The sequence below is a fragment of the Pseudomonas sp. CIP-10 genome (genome assembly GCF_020911845.1).
Lineage (GTDB): Bacteria > Pseudomonadota > Gammaproteobacteria > Pseudomonadales > Pseudomonadaceae > Aquipseudomonas > Aquipseudomonas alloputida.
Map to the genome: position 1 here is coordinate 2,618,624 of NZ_CP087160.1, position 14,084 is coordinate 2,632,707.

The following is a 14,084-nucleotide window of genomic DNA, read 5'->3' on the forward strand; positions in this document are numbered from 1 at the left end:
TTTTACTGAACAGAAGGGCTCGGATAGCCCTGACGGTGTCGTTCACGAGATGCCGCGCAGGCGATCAATCTCCGCCGCGACCTGCAGGGCGGCTTCCAGCTCGGACTGCTGATGCTTTTCCATCAATCGCCAGCGCTGAGCTTTTTCCTCGGGCTCGGTCATGGCCAGTGCGAGGTAGAGGCTCGGCGGCACTGCGCGGAACAGCGTTTCCAGGTTCTTCGACAGGACCACGCCCTCGGTGTATTTGCCCGAGGCCTTGCTCGCGGAGAGCAGCAACGCTTTCTGCGCCGGCGTGAGTTTCTTGAAGCGGGCGATCTCCTCGATCTCCGCAGGCGGCATGTTCAAGCAGATCCACCACTCGATCATGTTGAGCATGGTCTGCGCCGCGTCGGGCAAGTCGGCCATGTTCTGCGTTGCCAGCCAGAACCAGGCGCCGAGCTTGCGCCACATCTTCGTGCCTTTGACCACAAAGGGGGCCAGCAGCGGATTTTTGGTGATGATGTGGCCTTCGTCGGTGACCATGATGATCGGTCGCCCCAGGTACTGATCGCGCTCGGCGATGTTGTTCACCGTGTTCATCAGGCTGATGTAGCTGATGGACATCTGCGCCTCGTAACCCTCACGGGCGTACGTGGCGAGGTCGACGATCGTCACGTCGCTCTCCGGCCAGGGTGTTCCGGGCCGGTCGAACAATGCACCTTCGAAACCCTGGCAGAATAGGTCGATGGACTCGGCCATCTCCTGCGCACGCTCACGGCGTTTGTCGGGCAGGTGGGTGTCGCTGGCGACCTTACGCAGGGCATCGCGAACATGCCGGGTCAGCACCTGCTGCTCAGTCGTCGCGCAGTGCCGGGCGGCATCGAGGATGCACTCGCGGATCAAGCTGCGATCCGCCCGGGTCAGGCGCGCCTCTTCTTTGGCTTCGCCGCCGGTGATCATCAGCCGCGCGGTGATCTCCAGCTCGCCCAACACATCGCGCTGCTCGTCACTGTCCGGCGCGGCCTCATCTAGGTCTTCAGTCGACAGACTGGCGACCTGGTCCGGATGTTCGATCAGGCGCCGGGCATGGGCGAACGGCGCCAGGCTTACGTCACTGCCCGGTTTGAGCTGAACCTTGTTGACGGACAGCCCGAGGGTGGCGAAATAGTCACCCTGTAGACCAAAGGAGTTGCCCGCCTCGACGATGAACAGCCGCGGCCGGTACACGGCCATGACCTGCATCAGGATCGAGACCAGGGTGGCCGACTTGCCGGCGCCGGTCGGGCCGAACAATAGCAGGTGACCATTCATCGAGCGGTCGAAGCGTGACAGTGGATCGAATGACAGTGGCGCACCACCGCGATTGAAAAAGGTGATGCCCGGGTTGCCGGTACCGATACTACGCCCCCAGAGCGGCAGCAGGTTGGCGACATGCTGAGCAAACAGCAGTCGGGTGTACCAGTTGCGCGTGTCCCGCACCGGGTTGTAGACCATCGGCAACCAGCGTAGGTAGCTGTTGCACGCGGCCACTTCATCGCCCTCGCGCACCGGCTGCAGGCCGGCGCCGAGCAGCACGTTGGCAGCCTGGACCGAACGCTGGCGCAGCTGCTGTTCATCGGCGCCGCGCAGGTACAGCGCCAACGTGCCGCGGTACAGCTTGTGCTGGCGACCAATCAGCGCGCGGGCTTCTTCAACGTCCTGACGGGTCTGCGTCGAAGCGAGGTTCTCACCGATAGCTTTGCGAGCCAGGCGATTGAGCTGCTCCTCGAGCACATCCTGGGGCGTGATCACTAAGGTGAGGCTCATCACCGACTGCTCGGGCAATTGATCGAACAGGGCGTTCAAGGCTTCGCCTTTGCGCGTCTCGCCGGTCAGCTGGCCGATATGCGGCGGTCTGCGCAGCTTGTCGACCACCATCACGGCGTGGGGCTGCTGATCGAAGTACCACAGACCCTGCTCGCTATCGGAGCGTGGTTCCTGAAAGAACAGCCGCTCGGCGAAATCGTGGTCGAATGGCAGCGGCAAATCCTCGCCGCCCTCCGTCTCCGGGTAGGGCACTCGTCGATAGAACGCCGCAGGTGTTTCGTCGGTGAGGGCAGGGGCCGGGTTGAACCAGGGCAACAACCAGGCGTAGAAGTCGCGCCCGGTCAACCGTCGAGGGCTGACCCCGCAGGCCTGCAGCGAGGCCACCAAGCGGTCGCAGGTGCGGCTCAACAGCTGGACTGGGTTATGCCCATCCTCGTCAGCCTGCTCCCCGAGCCAGCGGTAGACCACCAGGCGAATCCGCCGGTTGCTACCGCGCCACGGCAGGTGAGACACAACATGGTCGTCGAACAGCCCACCCGGTTTGCCGACGGCTTCAAGGTGACGTTGCATCGACGCGAGGAAAGCCTCGGTGAACTGCGTACCTCGCGCGCGCGGCGCGATGTAGCGCTCCAGGCGTTCAAGGTACGGGGCAAAGTCACTGTCGTCCTGGCAGAAGAACTGCACCACCCAGGGCGCCTGGTCGAGCTCGTCGAAGCTGTCCTGCAGCGCATCTTCCAGGGCGTCGCGTGCCGCCATTAGCCACTCGGGCTCACGGCCCTCGGTGCCGATTGGTTGCAGTTCGAACACTGCGCCCACAGAGCGGTTGTCATCAAGCAGAAAGCACTGCTCATCTTCGAGGTATTCGACCCAGGGCAGATGGTCGGCGAAGCTGGGGTTGTGCGCGTATTGCGCGGCCTCATCGGCCAGAGTAGCCCGCCGACGCTGTATGGCGCGCCAAGGTTGCCAGAGCGGCGGGTCGCGAGTCGCGTCATCGTCCATCACAAATCGTCCAGGCGCTCGCCGGGCAGCGCGTATTGGACCTTCTCGTACAACGGGAACACGGTCGAGTAGCCAGGCACTGGCGTCTGTTGGGTACCGGCCAGATGCGGGTAGACGTACATGACCAGGTCTGGGTTAGGTAGACGCGGGAACTGAGCACGGATTTCGTTGGCCGCCGTGCGCGTATAGGCGCTCTGGTCGTTGATCAGGCGCTCGGGATCCTGCACCGGGCGACGCAGTTCGCCACGCGCCTCCTGTAGCTGTTGCTGGCTGGCAACCGAGCCACTGCCGTTCCAGATGTCCAGCATGGTGTGATCGCCGTGGGGCAGCATTTCCTCCTTGCTGGTGGAGCAGCCGCCCAGGTGCAGGCTGAGCAGCAGGCTAATCCAGATCCAGTACCGAGACGGATGGGCTTTCATGGTTCACTCTCCGGCCTTTGGGTTCGTAGTCGATGCTGATTTCGTGGTCCAGGTGCAGAGCCACCTTGGCCCCAGGGGGCACGTAGATGGCGGCGAAGGCTTCGCCGTAGAGCTTGTTGATCCACTCACGGATGTCGCCAATGCCACCGCTGATCACCGAGTTCAGCGCGCTGTTCCCGCTGTTCTGGGACAGGCCCAGGCTGCCGCTGGCCGAATTGATGAATGAGGTGTTGGTCTGCTCGCTGCCCAAGGCTGCGGCAAAGCCGGCGCCTGCTGCGGTGATCAGGCTCTGGCTACCCAGATACTGCTGGGCGTTGGAGTGGCGCTCGCCGGAAATGCAGGGAGTGCCGTAGGGGTCGGAGATGTAGCCCAGGCCACCGCGGATCTTCTCGGTGTCCGAGGTCTGGGTGCTGCTGCGATTGCGGCTGACTATCTTCTGCGGCTGCGGCACCGTGCGGACCGTACCGTCGCCGAAGACAAAGGTGATCGACTCGACCTGGCCGCGCACGCAGGACAACGTCCAGTCACCGGCGGCGGTGCCGCTCATGACCGCGCCGACCACGTCCGGCAGGTCGATGCCGTTGGCGGTGAGGTTGTCCGGCCCCACCAGCACCTTGAACGGATAGGGGTCATTCACCGTTCCATCTACCGGTACCCGGCCAATGAGCGCGGTCATGGCGATCGAACCCATCAACGTCGAGTTCTCGGGGATGGTATAGACAGGCCGGGCACCTGCGGTACGGTCCTGGGCGTTCTCCAGGTCACGTTCGCCTTTGGCGACGGCACGCAAGCGGTCCTGGCCACGGTCGATGGCGTTGTTGTCCAGGCCGTGTAGGTCCTTGAACTTCGAGGTCAGCGATGAGAGCGGACCGTCGGCTTTACCAGTGTCTTCCTGGCCGGCGCGTACATTCGACGGTTCGATCCACTGCACCGCGTCAGCCGGTGTTTGAGCGCCGGATAACTGCTGCTCGTCTCCCGGTTCAAGACCGAAGCCCACGGGAACATCCGACTTCGCGGCTGGCTTGCCAGTGAGCTGGTCCTTGAGTCTGGAGAGCAGCCCCTGGGTCTCGCGGTGCTGCTGCTCAGCCTTCTGTCGCGCATCGTTGGCCTGCTGGCGCTGCTCTGTGACCTGTTGGGTGACACTGCTCAGCGTGCTCTGGATGCGCGTGTCGATGTTGCCTTCTCGGGTGCGCAGCCGGTTGTTCTCGGTCTGCAGCGCATCGTTGCCTTTCTTCAGCGTCTGCATCTCGCTGCGCATCGCTTTGACCTGGCCGATCAGCGTTGCCACGGTGTCGCGCGGGGTGTCGCCGGCGATGCCCAAGGCCTTGGCCTGTTCTGCGCTGAGTGTGGCCTTGTCATGATCATGAGCGGGCTCGCTGTCCGGCGCGGCCACCCAGGTTTTGACGATGATCAGCACGATGCCCAGCAGGACTCCGGGTACCAACCATTTCAGCAAGCCGTTAGCTTTCATGATCGGCAGCCTCCGGTTTTGGCGGGGGCTGCAGCAACGCATGCTTCAGGTCGCCGCCGCGGGTGACGAGATAGGCCACGGTGGTGTCTTCAGGCGTCCCGGCGAGGCCGAGGTCCGCATGCTGGAACGTCGCGGCATACAGCGTGGCTTGCAGGTGACGCGGGTCAAGCGCGACTTTGCCAGCACCGCGATTCACGATCTTCACCGCCGTCACCCAGTAGTCACCCAACCGCCAGGCTGCGAGTGCCTTGATCGAAACCCGCTCGGTGGGCAGCAAGGTACTGAACGCGACGGAGTCGCTCAGCGGCACCCGTCGCACACCGGGCAGGGGGGCCACGGTACGCGGGGGGGCATAGAGGTTCTGCGCGGCGTAGCGGGTCAGCACCACCGGTACCGGCGTCGCTGCAGGTACCGCCTCCTTCACAGCTTCCACGTCCGGTACTGAAGCCTGGGCCACGATCTTGACCGGCTCCAGCGCCTCTTTGCCCTCAAGCGCCTCGATGTCGATCAAGATGATGTCGCCTGACTTCACCGACTGCAGTTGCAACCGGGAAGGGGGAAGGGTTTCAGCAGCGCGCAGATACACCGTGCCGCCGACGGACTGCACACGCAGCTTGCCGGCGATCGCACTCGGCAGTCCGACGCGCACATCCTCATCCAGCATCAGGACTCGCTCCTGGCCCACCGTCAGTGGAACGGCCAGCGGCAGGCGATCCCAGTATTTGACCTCGACCGCACCGACTGCAGAACACCAGCCTGCGGCTACCGCCAGAATCATGATCAATACACGCATCATTCCGCACCTCCAGGCAGCGTCAGCTTCTGCGGTGTGCCTTTGTAGCAGTCCAGGGCCAGGCCCCACTTGTTGTGCTCGGGGTCGACGTCGAAGCGCACGACGCGCAGCGGGTAGCGCACGACCACCCGTTTCACCGGCTCGGCGGCGTAGTACTCGTCGGCGTTGAGGTCGAGCTTTACCAGCCAGCTGTGCTTGTCCAGCTGCTTCACCCGCAGGTCGGGGTCGTCGCTGTAGCCGCGGCCCAGCACCTCGTATACGCCGCGCACCCGGCCGCGCAGTTCGCCGGCAGCCTTGCGGTACTCGAAGTCGCCGTCGAAGAAGGTCTTGCACGCCGGTGTCAGGTAGGGCTGCAGGGCAAAGATGGCGCGGTGGTAATCGACCTCGCCGTCGGTGGGCCAGCGGTTGAGCTGGCCGAAGATGTACAGCGCGAAGGCGTAGATATTTTCCGGTGGTACATCCCACCACTTGCGCGTACTGCCAGAGCGCAGATCGGGCGGCACGTGAATGGTCAGTTCGGACGGCGACGACTGCCAGCCGTACCACAGCCCGCAGCACAGCAGTGCCAAGATCGAAACAGCCAGACGCAGGCTGAAAATATGCGCCTGCTGTGCATCCACCTTGTTGCGAAAGCGGCTCATGGCGTGGCCCTCACATGTCGACGTGTACGGCGCACGGTCCAGGGCCCCGAATGCAGGATCAGCTGGTGGGTTCCGATGCCCCAGTGCACCGCCAAGTGCCACTGTAGGCGTCGGTACAACCAGGTTTCCGGGCGGGCGCGCTTGGCCCGACGCATCAGCTTGCCGCCGCCCAGCAACACCAGCGCCATCCAGATGAACATGCAGGTGGGGAGGGTGGCAATGGAAGCAGTGGCCACCGCCAGCGGTGCACCGAGGATCACACCCAGGCCGGCACCGACGATCAGCGCGACCCACATCTCGTCGTTGGTGAGCCCGCGCAAGACGGCCGGATCACGATTGAGGCGCTCCGGGAGGAAAGTCAGGGTGCCGTCAGGCAGGGTGGCAGGGGCGTCGGACATGGTGACCTCACAGGATCGTCGCGGCTTTGGTGAGGAACCACAGGATCACCACCACCAACAGCGCGCCGACGCCGACCACGGCGCCGAGGTCCTTCCAGGTCTTGCGCTGGTTCTGCACGTCGGCGTAGACGGTGAGCGAATGCCAGGCCACGCCCAGGAAGGCGAGGGTGGCGATCAACAGACCGAGCAGGATGCCGCCGTCGTAGGCATAGTTCTTGATGGTGTCGATCAGGCCCGAACCTTCGCCGCGGGAGGGCGCCTCCATGGTCGGTAGGTCAGCCCAAGCCACCGTCGAGCTCAGCAGCACCAGGACACCGAACAGGACTCGGGAACAGGACTCCCGCAACAGATCGAGCGGGCGATGGCAACGACGGGAGAGGTTCATGGCAAGGACTCCTGATTACGACAGCATGAAAAACATCAACACGATCACGGCGAGGGCTAGGCGTAGCGTGCTGCCGCCTAGCGCACCGAAATTGAGGTTGCCGGCCGCCCAGCCGCGGTAGCCGGTCCACAGGGCCCAGGTGCACCAGAGCAAGGCGAGTACCAGCACCGATGAGCGCCACAGCACCGAACTGAGCTGCGGGGTGAACCCGGCCACGGCAGAGAACGCGCTAAGTTGTGCGTCAGTCATGCTCATGGGAGGGACTCGAGTGTGGGGCTTCAGCACGATAATCACCGGTCAGATCGACCAGATCAGCTGGCTGCGCACGCGAGGGCGACAGGTATTTTTGGATGCTTTTACGCACACGCTCGAGGTCCGCTGCGAACTTTGAATAATCGAAGCGATAGCGGGCACCTGCGGTATCGACTGAGCTGCTGCTTGCGCGGTCGGCCAACAGTTCGATGGAAGTGATCTGCCGCTGCACCAGGCCGAGATCCGAGCGCTCGGGCGCGTCTTGAGCCGTGACACCGAGCGACAACAAGCAGACAAGTAGCAGGGAGGAAGAAGTGGTCTTCATGGCGAAATCCAGCCGGAGCAACTGGCATTCACCCTGAGGAATCAGACAGCTTTTGGCTTGGATTAAAGGGATCTGCGAGCCTTCGCTTTAGAACCGAATGTTGCAATGAGTGCCACTGGGCTCACCTTATTTGATCGGCTACGAACTACTCACAAATGACCGAGTTGTTCGATAACGGCCACTCACAACCGGCTGCTATCGGCCCATAGCTGCCCTTCATGGACGGCAGCTAACGGCCATAAGCGGACTGCCGGCTCAAGGCGAGTTCGAGTGCAACCGAGATTCTCCTGACAACTCAGCCGATGTTTCGTTGCTTGAACCAGATATGCTTGGGTCTATAGTGGAAGGCTTAGCGCCCGTCAGACTGCCTTTCATGTAGCGATCAACTACACCGCCATGACGGAGCAGGACATGTCATCAAGGAGGTGGTGCGTGGTTCGGATTCGCAAGATTGAAATTCAGAATTTCAGGTCGATACGGTCACTCACCTGGCTTCCGTCGCCAGGCCTGAATTGCTTAATTGGTCCTGGCGATAGTGGCAAGAGCACCATCTTGGATGCTATTGACTTGTGTCTTGGTGCCCGGCGAAACATTACGTTGGGGGATACCGATTTCTTCGGCCTCGACGTGAGCCAACCCATACAGATCACGCTGACCTTGGGCCAGCTACCAGACACGCTGAAGAACCTGGATGTCTATGGGCAGTACCTGCAAGCGTTCGATAGCACAACCGGCCAACTACAAGCTGAACCACTGCAAGGGTTCGAAACCGTACTTTCTCTACGCCTGATGGTGGACAGCGAACTCGAACCAACCTGGACGTTAGTGTCCGAGCGCGCCCAAGCCTTAGGCCAAGAACGCAGCATCGCATGGAAAGATCGATTGTTGTTGGCGCCTGCACGACTGGGCACCTACGCCAACTCCAATCTGTCGTGGACTCGTGGATCCGTACTCAACCGACTCACAGAAGAACGCCCCAATCTAGGCGCAGAGCTTGCTAACGCATCTCGTGAGGCGCGTGCCACGTTCGGCAATCAGGCAGGAGCCCAACTGGCTGAAACGCTGCGAATCGTCACCGAGAAGGCAACCGCCTTAGGCGTTCCCGTCGGAGCGCAGGCACAAGCCCTACTGGATGCCCACACTGTCTCCATCAGCGACGGCGCCATTGCCTTACACGATGAGCGGGGGGTGCCACTGCGTTCGTTGGGCACGGGCTCTTCACGGTTATTGGTAGCTGGATTACAGCGAGCAGCTGCGCAGCGCGCCTCAATTGCTCTGGTGGACGAAGTCGAGTATGGGCTTGAGCCGCACAGGCTCGTCCGACTGCTCGACTCATTGGGTGCCAAGGAATCTCCATCACCGCTGCAGGCCTTCCTGACAACTCACTCACCGGTGGCAGTCAGGGAGCTTCGAGGCGACCAAATTTTCGTAGTCCGAAAGGCACAAGACGGCACTCACCATGTGCTTGAGGTGGGTGTCGAAGACGATGTGCAGAGCACCATTAGAATGGATCCGGAAGCGTTTCTCGCTCGCAGCGTTATCGTTTGCGAAGGAGCCAGTGAAGTCGGGCTCATTAGAGGATTGGATCAGTACTGGACGGCGCAGAACTACCGCTCACTTCTCGCTGCAGGTACCGCCTATGTAAACGTGGGGGGAGGTGAGCCGGACCGGTGCTTTGTTCGAGGCCTTACTCTACTTAAGCTGGGTTACCGTGTGATGGTTCTTATCGATGCTGACAAGCCCCCGACTCCTGAGCTCGTAGAAGCCTATCGCGCGGCCGGAGGGGAGTTTATTACATGGCGGGAGGGGCGGGCCCTGGAAGATGAACTGTTCCTCAGCCTACCGGATGCTGCAGTAGACACCATGCTCCAGCGTGCCGTGGAGTTTCTCGATAGAGAACTAGTAGCCGCGCATATCAGTACGCAATCTCAGGGACGCAATTCCCTAGACGACATCCTGCAGCTACGCCAACAACAGCACCCCTACTCTCCTGAAGTGCGTTTGCTGTTGGCCCTGACATCCCGGAACCGAAAGAACGGCTGGTACAAGTCTCTAACCAAATTCGAGATCCTTGCCCGGGAAATTGTCGGCCCCAACTACCAAGCTACGGAAGCTGGGTTTACTGCCTTAATCCGCCAGTTATTCGGGTGGGCCCATGCTGCCTGAGTACGATTTGTTCGCCTTCCGCAGCGGAACCGTGACGGCGCCAGCCGGCTGTGGCAAGACACAACTCATCGCGGACACGCTGACCCGGCATACCAGCGCCAAACCTGTTCTTATTCTGACCCATACCAACGCGGGTGTGGCCGCACTACGCCAGCGCATGCAACGCGCCAACGTTCCAGCGTCCGGGTATCGCGTGGCGACCCTCGACGGTTTTGCCATGCGCTTGGTCGGTATCTTCCCAGAGCGAAGCGGCATACCTGCCGCCATTCTTGAACTGAGAAATCCAGGCACTGACTATCCCGCAATCCGCTTGGCAGCCTGCACCTTGGTTCAAGCGGGGCATGTGAGCGATACCCTGGCGGCAACTTATGCTCACTTGCTCGTCGACGAGTACCAAGACTGCAACTTGGTGCAGCACACCTTGGTCACCGCACTCGCTGCGGTACTACCTACTTGCGTGCTGGGTGATCCTATGCAGGCCATCTTCGGCTTTGCAGGCAACCAACTGGTGGACTGGGATGGACACGTGCTCCAGCAGTTCCCGCTCATCGGTGAGTTGAATCAACCATGGCGTTGGATAAACGCAGGTACCCGCGGGTTTGGTGAGTGGCTTCTGGACTGCCGGCGGGTGCTGCAAGCAGGCGGGAGCATCGACCTGGACCACGCGCCTGCCGAGGTCAACTGGATTCAATTGCTCCCCTCCACAGCCGACCGTCAGCGCATGGCGGCAGCACTTACGAGGTCAGTAACACCCGAAGGGCAAGTCCTGGTGATAGGCGACAGCCGCAACACCCGAGGACGCAGACAAATGGCCAGTCAGACCCCTGGTGCTACTGCCGTCGAACCCGTAGATCTAGGGGACCTCACAAGCTTTGGCCGGAGATTCGACTTGCAGGCAGCGGACGCTTCTACTCAACTCGTCAATTTTGCCGCCGAGACGATAACGCAAGTCGGCGCTGCTGGATTACTGCCACGCCTGGACATCCTGCGACGTGGTTCTGCTCGCACTCTGCCTACTCCGGCGGAGGCCGCATTGGTGGCATTCGCCGCGACTCCAACCTTTCAGCTGGCCACAGAAGCGCTTAGAGCCTTGATGCGCCAAGAGCACGCGCGAGTATATCGCCCCGAGGTGCTGTATGGCTGCCTGCGAGCTATGGAGACTGCAGCCGGAGGTGGTTGCACCTTTGTGGAGGCCACAATCCGAGAGCGCGAGCGCAATCGTCATGAGAGCCGACAACTAGCTCGGCGCGCTATTGGTAGTACCTTGCTATTGAAGGGATTGGAGGCACAGGTTGCGGTGATTCCCAATCCTGAGAACATGGATGCTCGTCATCTTTACGTGGCGATGACGCGCGGCTCGAGCCGATTGGTAGTGTGTTCTGCTACGCCGCGACTCGTCCCGCAATAGAGATCGAACTAAGAGAAATCAAACGGACGTGCCCGTCGAGGCCTAATTGGCAGATACCGGTAAAAGCGCCAAAAAGAAGACATTGTTAGAGGCAGCTAATGGCCGTTTACTGCTCCACGCCGAGGGTAGCTTTGGTTCGACAGCGGACAGTCAAAGGTATTTTTTGAAAGTAGCAGCCGTGACTGCAACCATCCATCCAAGCACTGCAGCGCATGGCAGTAGGACCCAAATGGGATTCACCGATAAGGGAAGGGAGAGGTAGATCACCCAAGGGCTTACCATCAGCGGCAGCAGTGTCCGCTTCGCCCGATGGTACACAAAACTGCTCTCCCGGCCCGCCCCGAACTTGCGCAGGTCGCGACGTATCAAACCATCGACCGCGCCGGTGATCACCGCGAGCATGAACAGAGGGGTGGCTAAAGTGAGCACTGCCAGTCTTACTACGAAAGTGAAGACCGTGAACAGAGCCGCCAGCAGGTAGTCCTGCACTAGCACATATGCCTGCGCGAACTGCCCCTGCAATGACGTCTCGTGACTGAGCAGCTTCAGCTGGGTATCGGAATGCGCCCATCCGGAGCGCACTACGACCCAGTCGTTCAGGCGTTCGAGTACCTTCGCCGTCGCTTGTGCCGGCTCTTGCACGAGTAATGAATTTTTGAAGTGATTGCTGAGCCAGCCGAGCTCATTCAGCCACATGGCATGGCTGTGATGCCAGCCCTGCTCGGGCCAGAACCAGAGCATCCCCACGAACTCCAGCACGATGGAGAAGATCAGCGAAGCGAACAGCAGGCCGAGTAGCCGCAGACTCAGTTCGAGCAAGCCAAAGATGAGCCCCGGACGTCGTTGAGCAGCAAGTGGACTGGCTGGGGTGGTCGGCATATGGGCTCCACAGTACTCGGTTGCTCACGGCACGCTCATTAGGAGTGCCTGCGCCCTGGTGGAGGCATCTCGGGATCGAAATTGACCGTTGGTGCCCCGCCAGCGCTGCTCCACCAGCACCCTGCGTTGGCGTTGTAGGACTCGCGCATGCGCGCAGCCAGGGTCTGCAGATCCGCCGGTATCGCATCGTCGCTAGCCGGCTTCGGTAGCGGCATGCGCACCTTCCACAATTGTCCGCCCTCCTGGAACGAAAACATCTGCCCCTTGGGCAAAGCGATGATGTGCGCGGGTTCAATCAGCGGCACGGCGGTCGTGGTAACCCGGTCCTGCGAGGAGGAGGTGAAGTCAGTGCGGGCATCAGGATCGGCGGTGTCCGTCGCGCCAGAGACCAGGGTTCGGGTCTGCACATTGACCTTGGGCAACTGATTGGTCAGCAATTCGGCGGTGGCGGTTTCCCGCACGCGCAGCATCTGCAGGGTGTTGAAGTTGCCGATGACCTGGCCGGCCTTGGCCCGGTTGCCGACACGCGCCTCAATGTCGCTCAAGGTCTGGGTGTAGGCGGTGACCTGGATACCGGCGCCACCGCCCTTGTTGATCAGTGGAATGAACTCGTCGCCCATGAGTTCGTTGAATTCGTCGGCGTGCAAGTTGATCGGCACCTTGTCCGCGGCGCTGGAGGAGCCTGGCAGCCCGTGGTCAATGCCGTGCTTGTAGATATGACCAGCGACCGAAACCAGGTCGGCAAACATCGAGTTGCCGACGGCAGCCGCCACTTCGGCATCGGATAGCGCATCCAGACCGACGTAGACGATGCCGCGTTTGCGGATGACCTGCAGCCAGTCGAAGATCGGCCGCGGATCGTCGAGGTCGGTGTAGTTGGGGGCGAGCAGTTGTACGGTCTTGCCGCTGGTGAGCTTTTCCAGCAGTGGCAGCAACGAGGCCACAATCTTGTCGAAGTAGGTGCGGTCGTAGCGCACGGCTGAGCGTAGGCCGTCCATCACCGGATCGAAGATGCGCTTGGCGGTCAGGTACTGCTCGATGGCGACCACGCGCTTTTCTCGGCCGATCATATGCCGGGGGATGTTCTTTTCGTTCAGGCGACCTTCGATCTGCACGATTGCTTCCCATGCCTGCGGATCATGGCGGGCGAAGAAGTGCTGAGCGTACTCGATGAACAGCGCATCGATGTTCACTACGTGCCGCTGGATCTGCAGGTAGTCAGGGCGCCGGCCGAGCTCGATCAACGCTCGGGCGATGATGTTGACGAAGCGCCAGGCGAACTCGCGAAACGCCGCCGAGTTGCCTTCGCCGCTCAGTTGGCCGGCGATGCGGGTGGCGACTTCGGAAATGCGGCCGAAGCGGCCGATGGCGTTGTAGCGGGCGGAAATCTCCGGCCAGCCCAGGTGGAACACGTAGAACTCGTGCTCGCGGCCGGCGCGGCGGGCTTCCACGTACATGCGCTTGAGCAGGTCGGCATCGCCCTTGGGGTCGAAGACGATGACCACTTCCTGGCTCGGTCGATGGATGTCCTGGGTGATGTACACCTCGGCCAGACGCGTCTTGCCGACCCGCGTGGTACCCAGCACCAGGGTATGGCCGACGCGTTCGCCCAGTGGCAAGCTGGCTTCCTGTTCCTTCGGCTCGACGCCATGCAGCAGCGGTGAGCCACCCACCGGTGGCAGTGGACGCACGGGGTTGAATGGGCTGTCCCAGGCGGTCAGGCGGGGCAGCAGTGACAGCCCGGGCGGGGCCTTCTCCAGCAGGTGTTCCATCCGCCGCGCCCACTGGTGGGCAGCCGATTGATTGACGTAGCGGGCCAGCGCCGGGTCCTGCGCCTCGAGCAGACGCTGGGTGTGCAGGCGGGTCCAGCGAAAGCCGTGGCCCATGAACAGGCGCTTGCCGCTCACCGGAATCTGGCGACTGGTCAGCGAATAGCGCGGCAGGCGGCGGATATTGCGCCGATAGCGCAGGACGATCCGCGCCTCGTTAAGCCGCTTCAGGCCGAACGCGGTATAGGCCAGGGCCATGCCTGCTCCGACCTCGGGGGACAGGGCCACCGCCCAGGGCGAGTGCAGGCACAGCGCGCCGGCACCGGCGCAGATGCCCACGGTGTACAGCTCCACCGCAGGGCGCAGCAGGGATTCCATCGCATGCTCGCCCATG

General features: G+C 61.9%; 13 protein-coding genes. 2 read left to right on the plus strand and 11 right to left on the minus strand.

The window, feature by feature from the left end; translation table 11 throughout:
• Positions 1-42: 42 nt before the first annotated feature.
• From LMH93_RS11935 to LMH93_RS11975, 9 genes are read right to left on the minus strand one after another with little or no spacing between them, the layout of a single operon-like run.
• Positions 43-2,784 carry a conjugative transfer ATPase gene (locus tag LMH93_RS11935; protein ID WP_230065210.1) on the minus strand — a complete coding sequence of 914 codons (2,742 nt, stop codon included), beginning with the start codon at positions 2,782-2,784 and terminating at the stop codon, positions 43-45.
• Positions 2,784-3,203 (minus strand): TIGR03751 family conjugal transfer lipoprotein, encoded by a 420-nt coding sequence (locus tag LMH93_RS11940; RefSeq protein WP_230065211.1) that lies wholly within the window; start codon positions 3,201-3,203, stop codon positions 2,784-2,786. Before LMH93_RS11940 ends, LMH93_RS11935 begins: the two co-directional genes overlap by 1 nt.
• Positions 3,166-4,674, minus strand: a complete 1,509-nt coding sequence (locus LMH93_RS11945) for a TIGR03752 family integrating conjugative element protein (protein ID WP_230065212.1) — start codon at positions 4,672-4,674, stop codon at positions 3,166-3,168. Before LMH93_RS11945 ends, LMH93_RS11940 begins: the two co-directional genes overlap by 38 nt.
• Positions 4,664-5,470, minus strand: a complete 807-nt coding sequence (locus tag LMH93_RS11950) for a TIGR03749 family integrating conjugative element protein (RefSeq protein ID WP_230065213.1) — start codon at positions 5,468-5,470, stop codon at positions 4,664-4,666. The genes LMH93_RS11945 and LMH93_RS11950 overlap by 11 nt, the downstream gene beginning before the upstream one ends.
• Positions 5,467-6,108, minus strand: a complete 642-nt coding sequence (locus LMH93_RS11955; protein WP_230065214.1) for a PFL_4703 family integrating conjugative element protein — start codon at positions 6,106-6,108, stop codon at positions 5,467-5,469. The genes LMH93_RS11950 and LMH93_RS11955 overlap by 4 nt, the downstream gene beginning before the upstream one ends.
• A complete protein-coding gene (locus LMH93_RS11960; RefSeq protein ID WP_230065215.1) occupies positions 6,105-6,506 on the minus strand; it encodes a TIGR03750 family conjugal transfer protein in 402 nt (133 codons plus the stop codon). The genes LMH93_RS11955 and LMH93_RS11960 overlap by 4 nt, the downstream gene beginning before the upstream one ends.
• Before the next feature lie 7 nt (positions 6,507-6,513).
• On the minus strand, positions 6,514-6,891 hold the full coding sequence (locus tag LMH93_RS11965) for a TIGR03745 family integrating conjugative element membrane protein (protein ID WP_230065216.1): 378 nt from the start codon (positions 6,889-6,891) through the stop codon (positions 6,514-6,516).
• Positions 6,892-6,906: 15 nt separating this feature from the next.
• Complete coding sequence (locus tag LMH93_RS11970) at positions 6,907-7,146, minus strand: TIGR03758 family integrating conjugative element protein (RefSeq protein WP_230065217.1); 240 nt, start codon at positions 7,144-7,146, stop codon at positions 6,907-6,909.
• Positions 7,133-7,468, minus strand: coding sequence for an integrative conjugative element protein, RAQPRD family (locus LMH93_RS11975; RefSeq protein WP_230065218.1), 336 nt, complete (start codon positions 7,466-7,468; stop codon positions 7,133-7,135). The genes LMH93_RS11970 and LMH93_RS11975 overlap by 14 nt, the downstream gene beginning before the upstream one ends.
• A gap of 432 nt (positions 7,469-7,900) precedes the next feature.
• Here LMH93_RS11975 and LMH93_RS11980 point away from each other — a divergent pair, with 432 nt between their 5' ends.
• Entirely contained in the window at positions 7,901-9,634 is a 1,734-nt protein-coding gene (locus LMH93_RS11980) for an ATP-dependent nuclease (RefSeq protein WP_230065219.1), read from the plus strand.
• Positions 9,624-11,042 carry a UvrD-helicase domain-containing protein gene (locus tag LMH93_RS11985; RefSeq protein ID WP_230065220.1) on the plus strand — a complete coding sequence of 473 codons (1,419 nt, stop codon included), beginning with the start codon at positions 9,624-9,626 and terminating at the stop codon, positions 11,040-11,042. The genes LMH93_RS11980 and LMH93_RS11985 overlap by 11 nt, the downstream gene beginning before the upstream one ends.
• A 150-nt stretch (positions 11,043-11,192) precedes the next feature.
• Here LMH93_RS11985 and LMH93_RS11990 read toward each other — a convergent pair whose 3' ends face one another.
• Both LMH93_RS11990 and traD read right to left on the minus strand, forming a co-directional pair.
• On the minus strand, positions 11,193-11,921 hold the full coding sequence (locus tag LMH93_RS11990) for a TIGR03747 family integrating conjugative element membrane protein (protein WP_230065221.1): 729 nt from the start codon (positions 11,919-11,921) through the stop codon (positions 11,193-11,195).
• A 38-nt stretch (positions 11,922-11,959) separates the two neighbouring features.
• Positions 11,960-14,083: a type IV conjugative transfer system coupling protein TraD gene (traD, locus tag LMH93_RS11995; protein WP_230065222.1), complete on the minus strand. Its 2,124-nt coding sequence runs from the start codon at positions 14,081-14,083 to the stop codon at positions 11,960-11,962.
• Between the last annotated feature and the right edge of the window lies 1 nt (position 14,084).

Bases quoted from the DNA above. Each gene is read 5' to 3' on its own strand.
- LMH93_RS11935 (WP_230065210.1), bottom strand. From the start codon at position 2,784: ATGGACGATGACGCGACTCGCGACCCGCCGCTCTGGCAACCTTGGCGC.
- LMH93_RS11940 (WP_230065211.1), bottom strand. From the start codon at position 3,203: ATGAAAGCCCATCCGTCTCGGTACTGGATCTGGATTAGCCTGCTGCTC.
- LMH93_RS11945 (WP_230065212.1), bottom strand. From the start codon at position 4,674: ATGAAAGCTAACGGCTTGCTGAAATGGTTGGTACCCGGAGTCCTGCTG.
- LMH93_RS11950 (WP_230065213.1), bottom strand. From the start codon at position 5,470: ATGATGCGTGTATTGATCATGATTCTGGCGGTAGCCGCAGGCTGGTGT.
- LMH93_RS11955 (WP_230065214.1), bottom strand. From the start codon at position 6,108: ATGAGCCGCTTTCGCAACAAGGTGGATGCACAGCAGGCGCATATTTTC.
- LMH93_RS11960 (WP_230065215.1), bottom strand. From the start codon at position 6,506: ATGTCCGACGCCCCTGCCACCCTGCCTGACGGCACCCTGACTTTCCTC.
- LMH93_RS11965 (WP_230065216.1), bottom strand. From the start codon at position 6,891: ATGAACCTCTCCCGTCGTTGCCATCGCCCGCTCGATCTGTTGCGGGAG.
- LMH93_RS11970 (WP_230065217.1), bottom strand. From the start codon at position 7,146: ATGAGCATGACTGACGCACAACTTAGCGCGTTCTCTGCCGTGGCCGGG.
- LMH93_RS11975 (WP_230065218.1), bottom strand. From the start codon at position 7,468: ATGAAGACCACTTCTTCCTCCCTGCTACTTGTCTGCTTGTTGTCGCTC.
- LMH93_RS11985 (WP_230065220.1), top strand. From the start codon at position 9,624: ATGCTGCCTGAGTACGATTTGTTCGCCTTCCGCAGCGGAACCGTGACG.
- LMH93_RS11990 (WP_230065221.1), bottom strand. From the start codon at position 11,921: ATGCCGACCACCCCAGCCAGTCCACTTGCTGCTCAACGACGTCCGGGG.
- traD (WP_230065222.1), bottom strand. From the start codon at position 14,083: ATGGGCGAGCATGCGATGGAATCCCTGCTGCGCCCTGCGGTGGAGCTG.